At 73.5% G+C, this 15,228-nt stretch carries 8 protein-coding genes; 7 read left to right on the top strand and 1 reads right to left on the bottom strand.

What is annotated here, in order from left to right; translation table 11 throughout:
* The first annotated feature begins 71 nt into the window (after window positions 1-71).
* From ACH4SE_RS25650 to ACH4SE_RS25670, 5 genes are all read left to right on the top strand, one after another.
* A complete protein-coding gene (locus ACH4SE_RS25650) occupies window positions 72-914 on the top strand; it encodes a DsbA family protein (RefSeq protein ID WP_398545819.1) in 843 nt (280 codons plus the stop codon).
* Between the two features lie 139 nt (window positions 915-1,053).
* Window positions 1,054-2,067, top strand: coding sequence for a prolipoprotein diacylglyceryl transferase (gene lgt, locus ACH4SE_RS25655; protein ID WP_398545820.1), 1,014 nt, complete (start codon window positions 1,054-1,056; stop codon window positions 2,065-2,067).
* Between the two features lie 115 nt (window positions 2,068-2,182).
* Complete coding sequence (locus ACH4SE_RS25660) at window positions 2,183-2,923, top strand: VIT1/CCC1 transporter family protein (RefSeq protein ID WP_398545821.1); 741 nt, start codon at window positions 2,183-2,185, stop codon at window positions 2,921-2,923.
* A gap of 326 nt (window positions 2,924-3,249) precedes the next feature.
* Complete coding sequence (gltB, locus tag ACH4SE_RS25665) at window positions 3,250-7,797, top strand: glutamate synthase large subunit (protein WP_398545822.1); 4,548 nt, start codon at window positions 3,250-3,252, stop codon at window positions 7,795-7,797.
* Entirely contained in the window at window positions 7,790-9,253 is a 1,464-nt protein-coding gene (locus ACH4SE_RS25670) for a glutamate synthase subunit beta (RefSeq protein WP_398545823.1), read from the top strand. The genes gltB and ACH4SE_RS25670 overlap by 8 nt, the downstream gene beginning before the upstream one ends.
* 153 nt (window positions 9,254-9,406) lie before the next feature.
* Here the strand turns inward: ACH4SE_RS25670 and ACH4SE_RS25675 are convergent, their stop codons facing one another.
* Complete coding sequence (locus ACH4SE_RS25675; RefSeq protein ID WP_398545824.1) at window positions 9,407-10,330, bottom strand: hypothetical protein; 924 nt, start codon at window positions 10,328-10,330, stop codon at window positions 9,407-9,409.
* Window positions 10,331-10,417: 87 nt separating this feature from the next.
* On the opposite strand from ACH4SE_RS25675, the gene pepN reads away from it, so the two are divergent.
* Both pepN and ACH4SE_RS25685 read left to right on the top strand, forming a co-directional pair.
* Window positions 10,418-12,925 (top strand): aminopeptidase N, encoded by a 2,508-nt coding sequence (pepN, locus tag ACH4SE_RS25680; protein WP_398545825.1) that lies wholly within the window; start codon window positions 10,418-10,420, stop codon window positions 12,923-12,925.
* A gap of 893 nt (window positions 12,926-13,818) precedes the next feature.
* On the top strand, window positions 13,819-15,219 hold the full coding sequence (locus tag ACH4SE_RS25685) for a pyridoxal phosphate-dependent decarboxylase family protein (RefSeq protein ID WP_398545826.1): 1,401 nt from the start codon (window positions 13,819-13,821) through the stop codon (window positions 15,217-15,219).
* Window positions 15,220-15,228 lie beyond the last annotated feature (9 nt).

Here is a 15,228-nt window from a genome sequence, read left to right on the forward strand (position 1 = left end):
TTTCGTCACTCCCGCGGGCGAAAAACGGTGGGGGGAGGCGCTGGGCGCCTCCCCCCACCGTTGCGCTGGGCGTGAGTGAACGCAATCGAGACGGAAAGCGCAGCGCCCGCGAGGCCCTGCGCGAGCAGCGTGCCCGGGAGCAGGCCCGGCAGCGGCGCAAGCGGACCCTGATCGCCGTGGCCGTGGTGGCGGCCGTACTGGGCGTCGGGGCGGTGGTCGGCGTGGTGGCCACCAACCACGGTTCCGGCAGCGGCGCCATCCCCGGCACCCCGGCCGCCGCGCCCAGCGGCGCCACCGGTGACGGCAGCCTGGTCATCCCGGTCGGCGCGGCGGACGCGCCCTCGGTGCTGACCATCTACGAGGACTTCCGCTGCCCGGCCTGCGACGTCTTCGAGAAGCAGTTCACGCCCACCGTCCACGCGCTGGAGGACGCCGGGCAGCTGCGCACCGAGTACCACCTGGTGACGCTCATCGACGGCAATCTCGGCGGCGACGGCTCGCTGAACGCCGCCAACGCCGCCGCCTGCGCCCAGGACGCCGGGAAGTTCCGCGCCTACCACGACGTCCTGTACGCCAACCAGCCCGACGAGCAGGACGACGCCTTCGGCGACAAGAACACCCTGCTCACCCTGGCCGGCAAGGTGCCCGGCCTGAGGACGGCCGCGTTCACGGACTGTGTGAACGACGGCACGCACGACAACTGGGTGCGCAAGTCCAACGAGGCCTTCGGGAAATCCGGGTTCAACGCCACCCCGACGGTGCTGCTGAACGGGAAGAGCATCTACGGCGGCGGCCAGGCCCTCACCCCGGACAGCCTCCGGCAGATGGTCGCGGACGCCAACAAGGGCAAGCCGGCCGGCACGGCGACGGCCGCACCGGCGAGCCCGACGGCGAGCGTGAGCCCGTCGCCCTGAGCCGCCCCGGGGCTCCGCCGGTCCGTACCGGCGGTCACGCGGAGCCGCCGGGCCACGACGCTGCGCGCCCGGCCGTTATCCAGACGTAGCCGGGTGGGCTGCCGTGTACGCGTCCGGCACGGTAGCGTCGGACATTGCCATGGAACTCGCATTCATCCCCAGCCCCTCGCACGGTGTCGTCCACCTCGGACCGGTCCCGCTGCGCGGCTACGCCTTCTGCATCATCATCGGCGTCTTCATCGCCGTCTGGTACGGCAACAAGCGCTGGATCGCCCGCGGCGGCAAGGTCGGCACGGTCGCCGACATCGCCGTGTGGGCGGTGCCCTTCGGCCTCGTCGGCGGCCGGCTCTACCACGTGATCACCGATTACGAGCTGTACTTCACCGACGGCAAGGACTGGGTCGACGCCTTCAAGGTGTGGCAGGGCGGCCTGGGCATCTGGGGCGCCATCGCGATGGGCGCGCTGGGCGCCTGGATCGGCTGCCGCCGCCGCGGTATCGCGCTGCCGGCCTACGCCGACGCGATCGCGCCGGGCATCGCCCTCGCGCAGGCGGCGGGCCGCTGGGGGAACTGGTTCAACCAGGAGCTGTACGGCAGGCCCACCACGCTCCCGTGGGGGCTGAAGATCGACGCGGCGCACCGGCCGGACGCCACGCCGGACCTGGCCACGTACCACCCGACCTTCCTGTACGAGTCGCTGTGGTGCGTCGGTGTCGCGCTGCTGGTGATCTGGGCCGACCGCCGCTTCAAGCTCGGGCACGGCCGGGCGTTCGCGCTGTACGTGGCCGCGTACACGGTGGGGCGGTTCTGGATCGAGCACATGCGCGTCGACTACGCGCACCGCATTCTGGGCATGCGTCTCAACGACTGGACGGCGATCGTCGTCTTCGTCGCCGCCGTGGCCTATTTCGTCGTGTCGAGCAGGCTGCGCCCCGGGCGCGAGGAGGCCGTGGAGCCGGACGCCGCCAGCGTCGCGGGTGACGGGACCCCGGCCGCCGCGGACCCGGCGGACGGGGCCGAGGGCGAGCCGGAGGCTGCCGGGGACGCCCCCGGGGCCGGCCCCGCCGACGCCGGCGCGGAAGCCGCGGACGGTGCCCCCGAGCAGGCGGAAGAGGACGCGGCGGAGCCTGCGGGTAAGCCCGTCGCCGGCTAGTTTTCGCAGGTCAGGGCAGCCTTTCCTTGCTGGCGGGGGAAGGCTGCCCCAGGTACGGTCGAACCTGTTTCCGGTTTCTGCGGCCGTGCGGCCGTGCAGGGGAGGGGTGGACCGTATGACCAGCGCAGCCGTCGAGGACGCCGCCACCCCGTCCGCGCCCTACCACGTACCCCACCACACGCACCGTGACGTGTCCGGCGGCTGGCTGCGGCCCGCGGTCTTCGGGGCGATGGACGGCCTGGTGTCGAACCTCGCGCTGATGACCGGTGTGGCCGGCGGCGACGTGAGTTCGCGCACCATCGTCGTGACGGGCCTGGCAGGGCTCGCGGCCGGCGCCTTCTCCATGGCCGCCGGCGAGTACACCTCGGTGGCCTCGCAGCGCGAGCTGGTCGAGGCCGAGCTGGCCGTCGAGCGCATCGAGCTGGACCGTCACCCCGAGGACGAGCTGCGCGAGCTGGCCGCGCTGTACGTGGCGCGCGGGGTGGAGCCGGAGCTGGCCCACGAGGTGGCCCGCCAGCTGTCGAAGGACCCCGAGCAGGCCCTGGAGATCCACGCCCGCGAGGAGCTGGGCGTGGACCCGGGCGACCTGCCGTCGCCGCTGGTGGCCGCGTCCTCGTCGTTCGTGTCCTTCGCGCTGGGCGCGCTGCTGCCCGTGCTGCCCTACCTGCTGGGCGCGACCGCCCTGTGGCCCTCGGTGCTGCTGGCGCTCGCCGGGCTGTTCGGATGCGGCGCGGCCGTGGCGCGCGTCACGGCGCGGTCGTGGTGGTACAGCGGTCTGCGGCAGCTCGTCTTGGGTGCGGCGGCCGGTGGAGTTACCTTCGTACTGGGGAGCCTGATCGGCACCGCCGTCGGCTGACCGAATACCGTCCGCGGGCACATCCGTACAAGCCTTGTGTTTCGTGGCCGTTTCAGTCACCGCCGCACGGGGCATCACTGGGTAACCCAACCGGCAGGGCAGCCAGGGCACCCCTCGGCATCGTCGGTGATCCCCGCGGTACGAGGACGGCCCGATACGGCCGCTCCAGCCCCTCAGTACGTCCACATGGTGAAACCGAGTATCCGGTTCTCGAACACTCGGCCATCATGTAACCTGCACGAAATCGCAGAGGGCCAACGTCGTCCCTGTTGCGCATGCCTGGAGACAGGCGATGCTTTCAAGCCAATGACGACGACGGGAGAGCCATGCGTTCGCGTTCCGCGTTCATGGACGGGCACCCCGCCCCGCAGGGGATGTACGACCCCCGCAACGAGCACGACGCCTGCGGTGTCGGCTTCGTGGCGACCCTCACCGGCGAGGCCAGCCATGCCCTCGTGGAGCAGGCCCTCACCGTCCTGCGCAACCTGGAGCACCGCGGTGCCACCGGTGCCGAGCCCGACACGGGCGACGGCGCGGGCATCCTGCTCCAGGTCCCTGACGCGTTCCTGCGCGACGCCGCCGGCTTCGACCTGCCCGCCGCCGGGCACTACGCGGTCGGCCTGGCCTTCCTGCCCGTCGAGCCGGACGACCGCACCAAGGCCGTCGACGCCATCGAGCGCATCGCCGCCGAGGAGGGCCTGACCGTCCTCGGCTGGCGCGAGGTCCCGGTCGCCCCGGACATGCTGGGCGCCAGCGCCCGCGCCACCATGCCGTTCTTCTCCCAGCTCTTCGTGGCCGACGCCGACGGCGCCGCGAAGTCCGGCATCGAGCTGGACCGGCCCGCCTTCGTGCTGCGCAAGCGCGCCGAGCGCGAGGCCGAGGTCTACTTCCCGTCGCTGTCCGCGCGCACCCTCGTCTACAAGGGCATGCTCACCACCGGGCAGCTGGAGCCGTTCTTCCCGGACCTGTCGGACCGGCGCACCGCCACCGCCATCGCGCTGGTGCACTCGCGCTTCTCCACGAACACCTTCCCGAGCTGGCCGCTCGCCCACCCGTACCGCTTCGTGGCGCACAACGGCGAGATCAACACCGTCAAGGGCAACCGCAACTGGATGCGCGCCCGCGAGTCGCAGCTCGCCAGCGAGCTGTTCACCGGGGACCTGGAGCGGATCTTCCCGGTCTGTACGCCCGGCGCCTCCGACACCGCGTCCTTCGACGAGGTCCTGGAGCTGCTGCACCTCGGCGGCCGCTCGCTGCCGCACAGCGTGCTCATGATGATCCCCGAGGCGTGGGAGAACCACGAGTCGATGGACCCCGCGCGGCGGGCGTTCTACCAGTACCACTCCACGCTGATGGAGCCCTGGGACGGCCCGGCGTGCGTCGCCTTCTCCGACGGCTCGGTCGTCGGCGCGGTCCTGGACCGCAACGGTCTGCGCCCCGGCCGCTACTGGGTCACCGACGACGGCCTGGTCGTGCTCGCCTCCGAGTCCGGTGTGCTGGACATCGAGCCCTCCCGCATCGTGCGCAAGGGCCGGCTCCAGCCGGGCCGGATGTTCCTGGTCGACACGGTCACGCACCGTATCGTCGAGGACGACGAGATCAAGGCCGAGATGGCCGCGCAGAACCCGTACGCCGACTGGCTGGACGCCGGCCTGATCAACCTGGCCGACCTGCCCGAGCGCGAGCACATCGTGCACACCCACGCCTCGGTCACCCGCCGCCAGCAGACCTTCGGCTACACCGAGGAGGAGCTGCGCGTCCTGCTCGCGCCCATGGCGCGCACCGGCGCCGAGCCGATCGGCTCGATGGGCACCGACACGCCGATCGCGGCGCTGTCCGACCGCCCGCGGCTGCTCTTCGACTACTTCACCCAGCTCTTCGCGCAGGTCACCAACCCGCCGCTGGACGCGATCCGGGAAGAGCTGGTCACCTCGCTGATCTCCACGATCGGCCCGTCCGGCAACCTGCTGGAGCCCAGCCCGGCCTCCTGCCGCAACATCACGCTGCCCTTCCCGGTCATCGACAACGACGAGCTGGCCAAGCTCATCCACGTCAACGCCGACGGCGACATGCCCGGCATGAAGGCGGCCACGCTCTCCGGTCTCTACCGGGTCGCGGGCGGCGGCGAGGCGCTGGCCGCCCGGCTCGCCGAGATCTGCGCCGAGGCCGACGCGGCGATCGAGGACGGCGCCAGGCTCATCGTGCTGTCCGACCGGCACTCCGACGCCGAGCACGCCCCGATCCCCTCGCTGCTGCTCACCTCCGCGGTGCACCACCACCTGATCCGCACCAAGCAGCGCACCCAGGTCGGCGTGCTGGTCGAGGCCGGCGACGTCCGCGAGGTCCACCACGTGGCGCTGCTGATCGGCTACGGCGCCGCCGCCGTCAACCCGTACCTGGCGATGGAGTCCGTCGAGGACCTGGTCGCCGCGGGCACCTTCCTGAACGGCATCGAGGCCGAGGCCGCGATCAGGAACCTCATCAAGGCGCTCGGCAAGGGCGTGCTGAAGGTCATGTCCAAGATGGGCATCTCCACCGTGGCCTCGTACCGCGGTGCCCAGGTCTTCGAGGCCGTGGGCCTGGACAGCGACTTCGTGGACACCTACTTCCACCTCACCGACACCAAGATCGGCGGCGCGGGCATCGACGTCGTCGCCGCCGAGGTCGCCGCCCGGCACGCGAAGGCCTACCCGGTCTCCGGCGTGCGGGCCGCGCACCGCCGGCTGGAGATCGGCGGCGAGTACCAGTGGCGCCGCGAGGGCGAGCCGCACCTGTTCGACCCCGAGACGGTCTTCCGGCTCCAGCACGCCACCCGCACCCGGCGCTACGACATCTTCAAGCAGTACACCGAGCGGGTGAACGAGCAGTCCGAGCGCCTCATGACGCTGCGCGGCCTGTTCGGCCTGTCCTCCGACCGGCAGCCCGTGCCGCTGGACGAGGTCGAGCCGGTCTCCGAGATCGTCAAGCGCTTCTCCACCGGCGCCATGTCGTACGGCTCGATCTCCCGCGAGGCGCACGAGACGCTCGCCATCGCGATGAACCAGCTCGGCGGCAAGTCCAACACCGGCGAGGGCGGCGAGGACCCGGACCGGCTGTACGACCCGGCCCGGCGCAGCGCCATCAAGCAGGTCGCCTCCGGCCGCTTCGGCGTCACCTCGGAGTACCTGGTCAACGCGGACGACATCCAGATCAAGATGGCCCAGGGCGCCAAGCCCGGCGAGGGCGGCCAGCTGCCCGGCCACAAGGTCTACCCGTGGGTCGCCAGCACCCGGCACTCCACCCCCGGTGTCGGCCTGATCTCCCCGCCGCCGCACCACGACATCTACTCCATCGAGGACCTCGCCCAGCTCATCCACGACCTGAAGAACGCCAACCCGAAGGCGCGCATCCACGTCAAGCTGGTCTCCGAGGTCGGTGTCGGCACCGTCGCCGCGGGCGTCAGCAAGGCGCACGCCGACGTGGTGCTGATCTCCGGCCACGACGGCGGCACCGGCGCCTCGCCGCTCACCTCGCTCAAGCACGCGGGCGGCCCCTGGGAGCTGGGACTGGCCGAGACGCAGCAGACGCTGCTGCTCAACGGGCTGCGCGACCGCATCGTCGTGCAGACGGACGGCCAGCTCAAGACCGGCCGCGACGTCGTCATCGCCGCGCTGCTCGGTGCCGAGGAGTTCGGCTTCGCCACCGCGCCGCTGGTCGTGTCCGGCTGCGTCATGATGCGGGTGTGCCACCTGGACACCTGCCCGGTGGGTGTCGCCACGCAGAACCCGGTGCTGCGCGACCGCTTCTCCGGCAAGCCGGAATTCGTGGTCAACTTCTTCGAGTTCATCGCCGAGGAGGTCCGCGAGCTGCTCGCCGAGCTGGGCTTCCGCAGCATCGAGGAGGCCGTCGGCCACGCCGAGGTCATCGACGCCGGCCGTGCCGTGGACCACTGGAAGGCCCAGGGCCTGGACCTCGCCCCGCTGCTGCACGTCCCGGACCTGCCCGCGGGCGCCGTCCGGCACCGCATCACCGAGCAGGACCACGGCCTGGCCAAGGCGCTCGACAACGAGCTGATCCGGCTCGCCGCCGACGCCCTGGACAGCGGCGCCCCGGTCCGCGCCCAGGTCGCCATCCGCAACGTCAACCGCACGGTCGGCACCATGCTCGGCCACGAGGTGACGAAGCGGTACGGCGGCGCGGGCCTGCCCGAGGGCACCATCGACATCACCTTCACCGGCTCCGCGGGCCAGTCCTTCGGCGCGTTCCTGCCCAAGGGCATCACCCTGCGGCTGGAGGGCGACGCCAACGACTACGTCGGCAAGGGCCTGTCCGGCGGCCGGGTCGTGGTCCGGCCCGACCGCGGCGCCGACCACCTCGCCGAGTACAGCACCATCGCGGGCAACACCATCGCCTACGGCGCCACCGCCGGCGAGCTGTTCCTGCGCGGCCGCACCGGTGAGCGCTTCTGCGTCCGCAACTCCGGCGCCACCGTCGTCTCCGAGGGCGTGGGCGACCACGGCTGCGAGTACATGACCGGCGGCCGGGCCGTCGTCCTCGGCCCGACCGGGCGGAACTTCGCGGCCGGCATGTCCGGCGGTATCGCCTACGTCCTGGACCTGGACCCGGCTGCCGTCAACCGCGGCATGGTCGAGGTCGAGTCGCTGGACGCCGACGACATCACGTGGCTGCACGACGTGGTGCGCCGCCACGCAGAGGAGACCGGCTCCACGGTCGCCGAGCGGCTGCTCGCCGACTGGGGCGGCGCCCTCACCCGCTTCGGCAAGGTCATGCCGAGGGACTACAAGGCAGTGCTCGCCGCCAAGAACGCCGCCGAGCAGGCCGGACTCTCCGAGTCCGAGACCACCGCGAAGATGATGGAGGCGGCAAATGGCTGACCCCAAGGGCTTCCTCACCACCGGCCGCGAGGGCGCGCCCACCCGTCCGGTCGAGGAGCGCAAGCAGGACTGGAACGAGGTCTACGTCCCCGGCGGGCTGCTGCCGATCATCACCAAGCAGGCCGGCCGCTGCATGGACTGCGGCATCCCGTTCTGCCACAACGGCTGCCCGCTCGGGAACCTCATCCCCGAGTGGAACGACTACGCCTACCGCGAGGACTGGCAGGCCGCCTCCGAGCGGCTGCACGCCACCAACAACTTCCCGGAGTTCACCGGGCGGCTGTGCCCGGCGCCCTGCGAGTCGGCGTGCGTGCTCGGCATCAACCAGCCGGCCGTCACCATCAAGAACGTCGAAGTCACCATCATCGACAAGGCCTGGGACGCCGGTGACGTGCGCCCGCAGCCGCCCGAGCGGCTGTCCGGCAAGACCGTCGCCGTCATCGGCTCGGGCCCGGCGGGCCTGGCCGCCGCCCAGCAGCTCACCCGCGCCGGGCACACCGTCGCGGTGTACGAGCGGGCCGACCGCATCGGCGGGCTGCTGCGCTACGGCATCCCCGAGTTCAAGATGGAGAAGCGGCACATCAACCGCCGCATCGAGCAGATGCGCGCGGAGGGCACCAAGTTCCGCACCGGTGTGCAGATCGGCACCGACCTGGACGCCGCGAAGCTCGCCAAGCGCTACGACGCCGTCGTCATCGCGGCCGGCGCCACCGTCTCCCGCGACCTGCCCGTCGAGGGCCGCGAGCTGGACGGCGTGCACTTCGCGATGGAGTACCTGCCGCTGGCCAACAAGGTGCAGGAGGGCGACTTCGTGACGTCCCCCATCACCGCCGAGGGCAAGCACGTCGTGGTCATCGGCGGCGGCGACACCGGCGCGGACTGCGTGGGCACCGCCCACCGCCAGGGCGCGCTGTCGGTCACCCAGCTGGAGATCATGCCGCGTCCCTCCGACGACCGCCCCGCCGGCCAGCCCTGGCCGACGATGCCGGCCGTCTACAAGGTCACCTCCGCGCACGAGGAGGGCGGCGAGCGCGTCTACTCGGTCAACACGGTGCGGTTCACCGGCGACGAGCAGGGCCACGTCCGCGAGCTGCACCTCGTCGAGGTCGTCTTCCAGGACGGCAGGTTCGTCCCCCAGGAGGGCACCGAGAAGGTCATCCCGGCCGATCTCGTCACCCTCGCGATGGGCTTCACCGGCACCGACCAGGCCAACGGCCTGGTCGAGCAGCTCGGCCTGGCCCTGGACGCGCGCGGCAACATCGCCCGCGACAAGGACTACGCGACCAACGTCGACGGCGTCTTCGTCGCCGGGGACGCCGGCCGCGGCCAGTCGCTCATCGTCTGGGCCATCGCCGAGGGCCGCTCCGCCGCGAAGGCGGTCGACGCCTACCTGACCGGCCTCCCCTCGGCCCTCCCCGCCCCGATCCGTCCCACGGACCGGCCCCTGACCGTCTGACGGTCCCCGCCTGTCCCGCACAACGACGTGCGGTGCAGTAACACCACAGCGCCCACCCCTCCCCGACCACGGAGGTGGGCGCTGTGTGCTGTCTCGGCCCGGCGCACACGGGTGGGCCCTGTCCACCGGCGCGCCGAGCCGTGACGCGCGAGCTCACGTGTCGAGCGCCAGCTCCGCCCCGCAGAGCGTGCACCTCGCCCGCACCCGCCCCCGGCAGGGCAGGCGCAGGCGCTGGAAGCAGTGGGGGCAGGGGAAGGAGACCCTGACGCCGGAGGAGTCGGAGGAGAAGGCGTACCCCGGGCCGGAGGCCAGGGCGCGGCGGTCGCGGGTGTAGCGGCGGCGGGCGGTCCAGCCCGCGGCGGCGGCGGGGGCCGCGCGAAGGTCCGCGATGTGGCGGTCGCGGCCCGCGCGGTAGGCGTCGACGGCCTGCGGGGAGCGGAACCACGGCTCGGGGTCCTCCGCGAAGGCCGCGCCCCGCTTGGCGAGGACGTAGCCGAACTCCTCCGGCGTGAGATAGCCCAGCTTGTACGCGGCCCGCGTGACCCGGTCGCCGACGACCGCCGCGTCCTCGCGGTACGCGTCGAGCAGCAGCCACCCCGCCCCGAGGTACGTGGCAGCGGTGTCCGTGAGGATCTCGTTGTCGCGGGTGCCGGGCAGCGAGAGCCCGAGCCGGTGCAGGTAGACGTGCATGACCTCGTGTGCGAGGGCCGCGGCCACGTCCCGCCGGTCGGCCTTGAAGCGGGCGTGCAGCTCGATGAAGTACTCGGGCCCGGCGGCCAGCTCGACGTTCCCGGCGTGGACCATGTCGCGGAAGCTCACGACCATCCGCGCGTCCGGCAGCCGGAAGTGCTGCACCATCACCTTCGCGACGCGCTGCACGCCGAGGTAGAGGTCCTCCTCCGCGGGGAACGCGGCGAGTTCGGGGTGCACGCTGGCGGCGAAGCGCCGTACGCCGTCCCCGGAGAGCCGCCGGTGGAGCGCGGTCAGCGCGGTCCGTACGGTGTCCAGGTGCGGGAAGCCGTGCGCGATCGGCCCGCCCCCCGTGCCCTGCTGCGTCTCCTCGGCGTACCCGGCCATGGCCACCTCCCCCTACGCCGACGAGCGTACGCGCCGGAGCACCGCGGCGCTTACCGGGCGCCGGCCCGGTAGGGCAGCATGAGCCGCATGCCTGTTCTGACCCACGCCGAGGCCGAGACCCGTGCCCGCGACCTGACCGTCCACGCCTACGCGCTCGACCTCGACCTCACCCGCGGGGACGAGGTGTTCGGCTCCACGGCCGTGATCCGGTTCGAGGCCCGGCACGCCTGCGACACCTTCGCCGAGATCCGCCCCGCCGCCCTGCGCCGCGTCGTGCTCGACGGCCGGGAGCTCGACCCGGCCCTGCTGGACGGCAACCGGCTGCCGCTGACGGGCCTGGCCGCCGGCGCGCACGAGCTGACGGTCGAGGCGGACATGCCGTACTCGCGCACCGGCGAGGGCCTGCACCGCTTCACCGACCCCGCCGACGGCGAGGCGTACGTCCACAGCCAGCTGTTCATGAACGACATGCAGCGCGTCGCCGCGTCCTTCGACCAGCCGGACCTCAAGGCGGTCTTCGACGTCGCCGTGACCGCCCCGCCGGAGTGGACGGTGCTCGGCAACGGCATCGCGACCCGTACCGCGCCCGGCCGCTGGCAGCTCGCCACGACCCCGCCGCTCGCGACGTACTTCGTCGCGGTCGCCGCCGGACCGTGGCACTCGGTGCGCACCGAGCACGCGGGGCTGCCGTTCGGCCTGCACTGCCGCCGCTCGCTCGCCGAGCACCTCGACCGGGACGCGGCCGCGCTGTTCGGGATCACCCGGCGCTGCTTCGACCGCTACCACGAGCTGTTCGACGAGCCGTACCCCTACGACTCCTACGACCAGGCCTTCGTGCCGGAGTTCAACGCGGGCGCGATGGAGAACCCCGGGCTCGTCACCTTCCGCGAGGCGTATCTCCCGCGCTCGGCCGTCACCCCCGCCGAGGAGCAGTTCCGCGCGGTGGTGATCGCGCACGAGATGGCGCACATGTGGTTCGGCGACCTCGTCACGCTGCGCTGGTGGGACGACATCTGGCTGAACGAGTCCTTCGCCGAGTACATGGGCTTCCAGGTGCTCTCCGAGGCGACCTCCTTCACCGGCACGTGGACGGACTTCGCCGTCGCCCGCAAGGCATGGGGCTACGACGCCGACCAGCGGCCCTCCACGCACCCGGTCGCGCCCGACCCGGCGGACGTGCCCGACACCGCGTCCGCGCTCAACAACTTCGACGGCATCTCCTACGCCAAGGGCGCCTCCGCGCTGCGGCAGCTCGTCGCCTGGCTCGGCCCCAAGGCCTTCACCGCCGGGCTCAACACGCACTTCGCCCGGCACCGCTTCGGCAACGCCGACCTCGCCGACTTCATCGACTCCCTCGGCAGCGCGACCGACCGCGACGTCCCGGCGTGGGCCGCGGCCTGGCTGCGCACCTCCGGTGTCGACACCCTCACCCCCGACACCCCGACCGGCGCGCCCGAGGGCCACTGGCGGCTGGAGATCCGGCACCGCGGCACCCGCCCGCACCGCATCGGCGTCGGGCTGTACGACCGGGCGGTCGCCGACCCGGGCAGGCTGGTGCTGCGCGAGCGCCTCACGGTGGACGTCGCCCCCGGGCCGGCCGGCGAGCACCACGACCTGTCCGGGCCGCGGCCCGACCTCATCCTGCTCAACGACGGCGACCTCACGTACACCAAGATCCACTTCGACCCGCAGTCGTGGGAGACACTGCGCGAAACCCTCGGCGGGCTGCCCGACCCGCTCGGGCGGGCCGTCGCCTGGAACGCCGCACGCACACTCGTACGCGACGGCGGCCTGCCGCCCGCGGACTACCTCGCCCTGGCCGCCGCGCACCTGCCGGGGGAGACGGAGCCCGCGATCGTCGAGGCCGTCCTCACCTTCGCCCGCACCCTGGTCGCCGACCGGTACCTCACCCCGGACGCCCGCCCCGGGGCGCTGCGCACGCTCGGCACGCTCGCCCGGCAACTCCTCGCCTCCGGCCTGGACGGCACGCGCCTGACCGCGACCCGCACGCTGGTCGACTGCGCCTGCGACAAAGAGTCCGTGGCGGAGCTGCGCCGCTGGTACGAGGACGGCGAGATCCCCGGCGGCGCCCCGCTCGACCCCGAGCTGCGCTGGCGGACGCTGCTGCGGCTGACCGTGCTCGGGGCGGCGTCCGCCGCCGAGATCGACGCGGAACAGGCCGCCGACCCGAGCGCGACAGGCCTCGAGGGCGCCGCCCGCTGCCGCGCCGCCCTCCCCTCCGCCGAGGCCAAGGCAGCCGCATGGGAGGCGATGTTCACCGACGACACGCTCTCGAACTACCTCTTCGCGGCCCACGCGCAGGGCTTCTGGCAGCCCGAGCACACCGCCCTGACCGCGGGCTACGTGGCCCGCTACTTCGCCGACGCCCCGCCGCTCGCCGCGCGCCGCGGCACGGCGATCGCCTCGGAGGCGGGGAAGACGGCCTTCCCCTCCACGGCGATCTCGGCGGAGACGCTGGAGCTCGGCCGCACGTGCCTTCGCTCCGCGGGGCTCACCCCGGCACTGGCCCGCTCGCTGTCCGACCGGCTCGACGACCTGGCCCGCACCCTCCGTGTCCGCGGAGCCGCGCACTAGCCCCCGCCGCGGCGCTGCTTCGGGCGGTGCCCGCTTGGGGTGCGTGGGCGGGTGTCCCGCCGCGGGGGTGCCCGCGCCTGGCGGTGCCGCTTCGGGCGGTGCCCGCTTGGGGTGCGTGGGCGGGTGTCCCGCCGCGGGGGGGGGTGCCCGCGCCTGGCGGCGCCGCGCTCGGGCGGTGCCCGCCCGGCGTGCGTGGGCGGCTGACCCGCCGTGGGGGTTTCCCGCGCCTGGCGGCGCGCCGCTTCAGGGCGGTGGCCGCCTGGGGTGCGTGGGCGGCTTGCCCTCCGCGGGGGGTTTCCCGCGCCTGGCGGCGCGGGGTGTTCCCACCCCCACCACCCGTGCGGGATGGATGTCGGCTGACGGCCTTCTCGTGGGGGTGCTTCGCCGTCGGGGGCGAACCGCAGTCCCTCAAGGACTTCACCCCCACCGGCAGGCAGCCGCCATACCGGCCCGGGAGGGGGACGATCCGGGGGTGCCCCCGCAGGAATGCGCACCCTCTCCCTCAATGCCTACGTCATGACGTCAGACGCGCATTCCGAGGAGGTACCCCCGGAGTGGCACCCGACCCCACCCCCGCACAGGACGCGCCATGCCCCGCCGTGCAACCCAGGGGCGCGAGGAACTGCGCGAGCAACCCACCACCGGCAGAACGGCGAACCGCCACCGCAAGTGGCACCCCCTCAGGGGCGCGAGGAACTGCGCGAGCAACCCACCACCGGGCGAAAGGCGAACCCCCACCGCAAGTGGCACCCCCCCAGGGGCGCGGGGAACGGCGCGAGCAGCCCCCACCGCCGTCGAGCCGCGGGCCACCGCCCCCCGCACCCCGGCGCAAGAACCCCGTACCGCCGCACGCAGTGACTCGTTGGGCTCGTAGGACGAGAGGACGGGTCGAGATGGAGATGCCCGCGCTGGCCGGCGGCCGGCACGGGGCCGCGGAGCTGCGGCCGCTGGTGGAGACGGTGCTGGCCGCGTTGGAGCAGGGGGCCGCGGCGCGCGGGGGACCGGTGCCCGCCGGGGGGCCGGAGGAGACGGCGCGGCGGGTCGCGGGGGCGATGGGGCGGCCCCTGCCGGGGAACGGCACGGGCGAGCACGAGGCGCTGCACACGCTCGTCCGGGAGCTGGCCCGCGGCGCGGCGGACCCGGCGGACGCGTTCTGCGCCGCCCATCTGCACTGCCCGCCGCTCGCCGTGGCGGCGGCGGCGGAGCTGGGGGCGGCCGCGCTGAACCCGTCGCTGGACTCGTGGGACCAGGCGCCCGCGGCGACGGAGATGGAGACGAGGGCGGCGGCGGCGCTGGCCGCGCTGGTGTACCCGGATCTGCCCGCGCCGGACGCGCTCATGACGACCGGGGGGACGGAGTCGAACCAGCTGGCCCTGCTGCTGGCCCGGGAGCGGGCGGCGGGGGGCCCGCGGGTGCAGGTGGTGTGCGGGGCGAACGCGCACCACAGCGTGCAGCGGGCGGCCTGGCTGCTGGGCATGCCGAAGCCGATCGCCGTGGACACGCCGGCGGGCGTGCTGGATCCCGCGGCGGTGGACGCGGCTCTCGACGAGCTGCCGGGCCGCGCGCTGCTGGTGGCGACGGCGGGGACGACGGACACCGGCGCGATCGACCCCCTCCCGCAGCTCGCCCGGACCGCGGCGCGGCACGGCGCGGAGCTGCACGTCGACGCGGCCTACGGCGGCCCGCTGCTCTTCAGCCGGCACGAGGCGGGCAAGCTCGACGGGCTCCAGTCGGCGGTCTCGGTGACCCTGGACCTGCACAAGCTGGGGTGGCAGCCGGTCGCCGCGGGCCTGCTGGCCGTACCGGACGGGGCCGCGCTGCGCCCGCTCGGCCACCAGGCCGATTACCTGAACGCCGCCGACGACACCGCGGCCGGCATGCCCGACCTGCTGGGGCGTTCGCTGCGCACCACCCGCCGCCCGGACGTGCTGAAGATCGCCGTCACCCTGCGGGCGCTGGGGCGGGAGGGCGTCGCCTCCCTGGTCGACGCGGTGTGCGGGCACGCCCGGCAGTTCGCCGCCGCGGTGGAGCGCCATCCCGGCCTGGTGCTGTACGCGCAGCCGACGATCAGCACCGTCCTCTTCCGCCCCGAAGGCGCCGACGACGAGCAGGTGGCGGCGCTGCGCCGGGAGCTGATGTACGGGGGTCGGGCGGTGCTCGGCCGCGCGGCCGCGGACGGCCGGCTGTGGCTCAAGGTGACCCTGCTCAACCCGCACATCCGCCCGCAGGACCTGGACGCCCTGCTCCGCCTGGTGACCGACGCGCGCGCCCGGCAGACGCAGGAGCGGTCCTGAACGCCGGGC

The organism is Streptomyces sp. NPDC020983, from assembly GCF_044333485.1.
GTDB lineage: Bacteria > Actinomycetota > Actinomycetes > Streptomycetales > Streptomycetaceae > Actinacidiphila.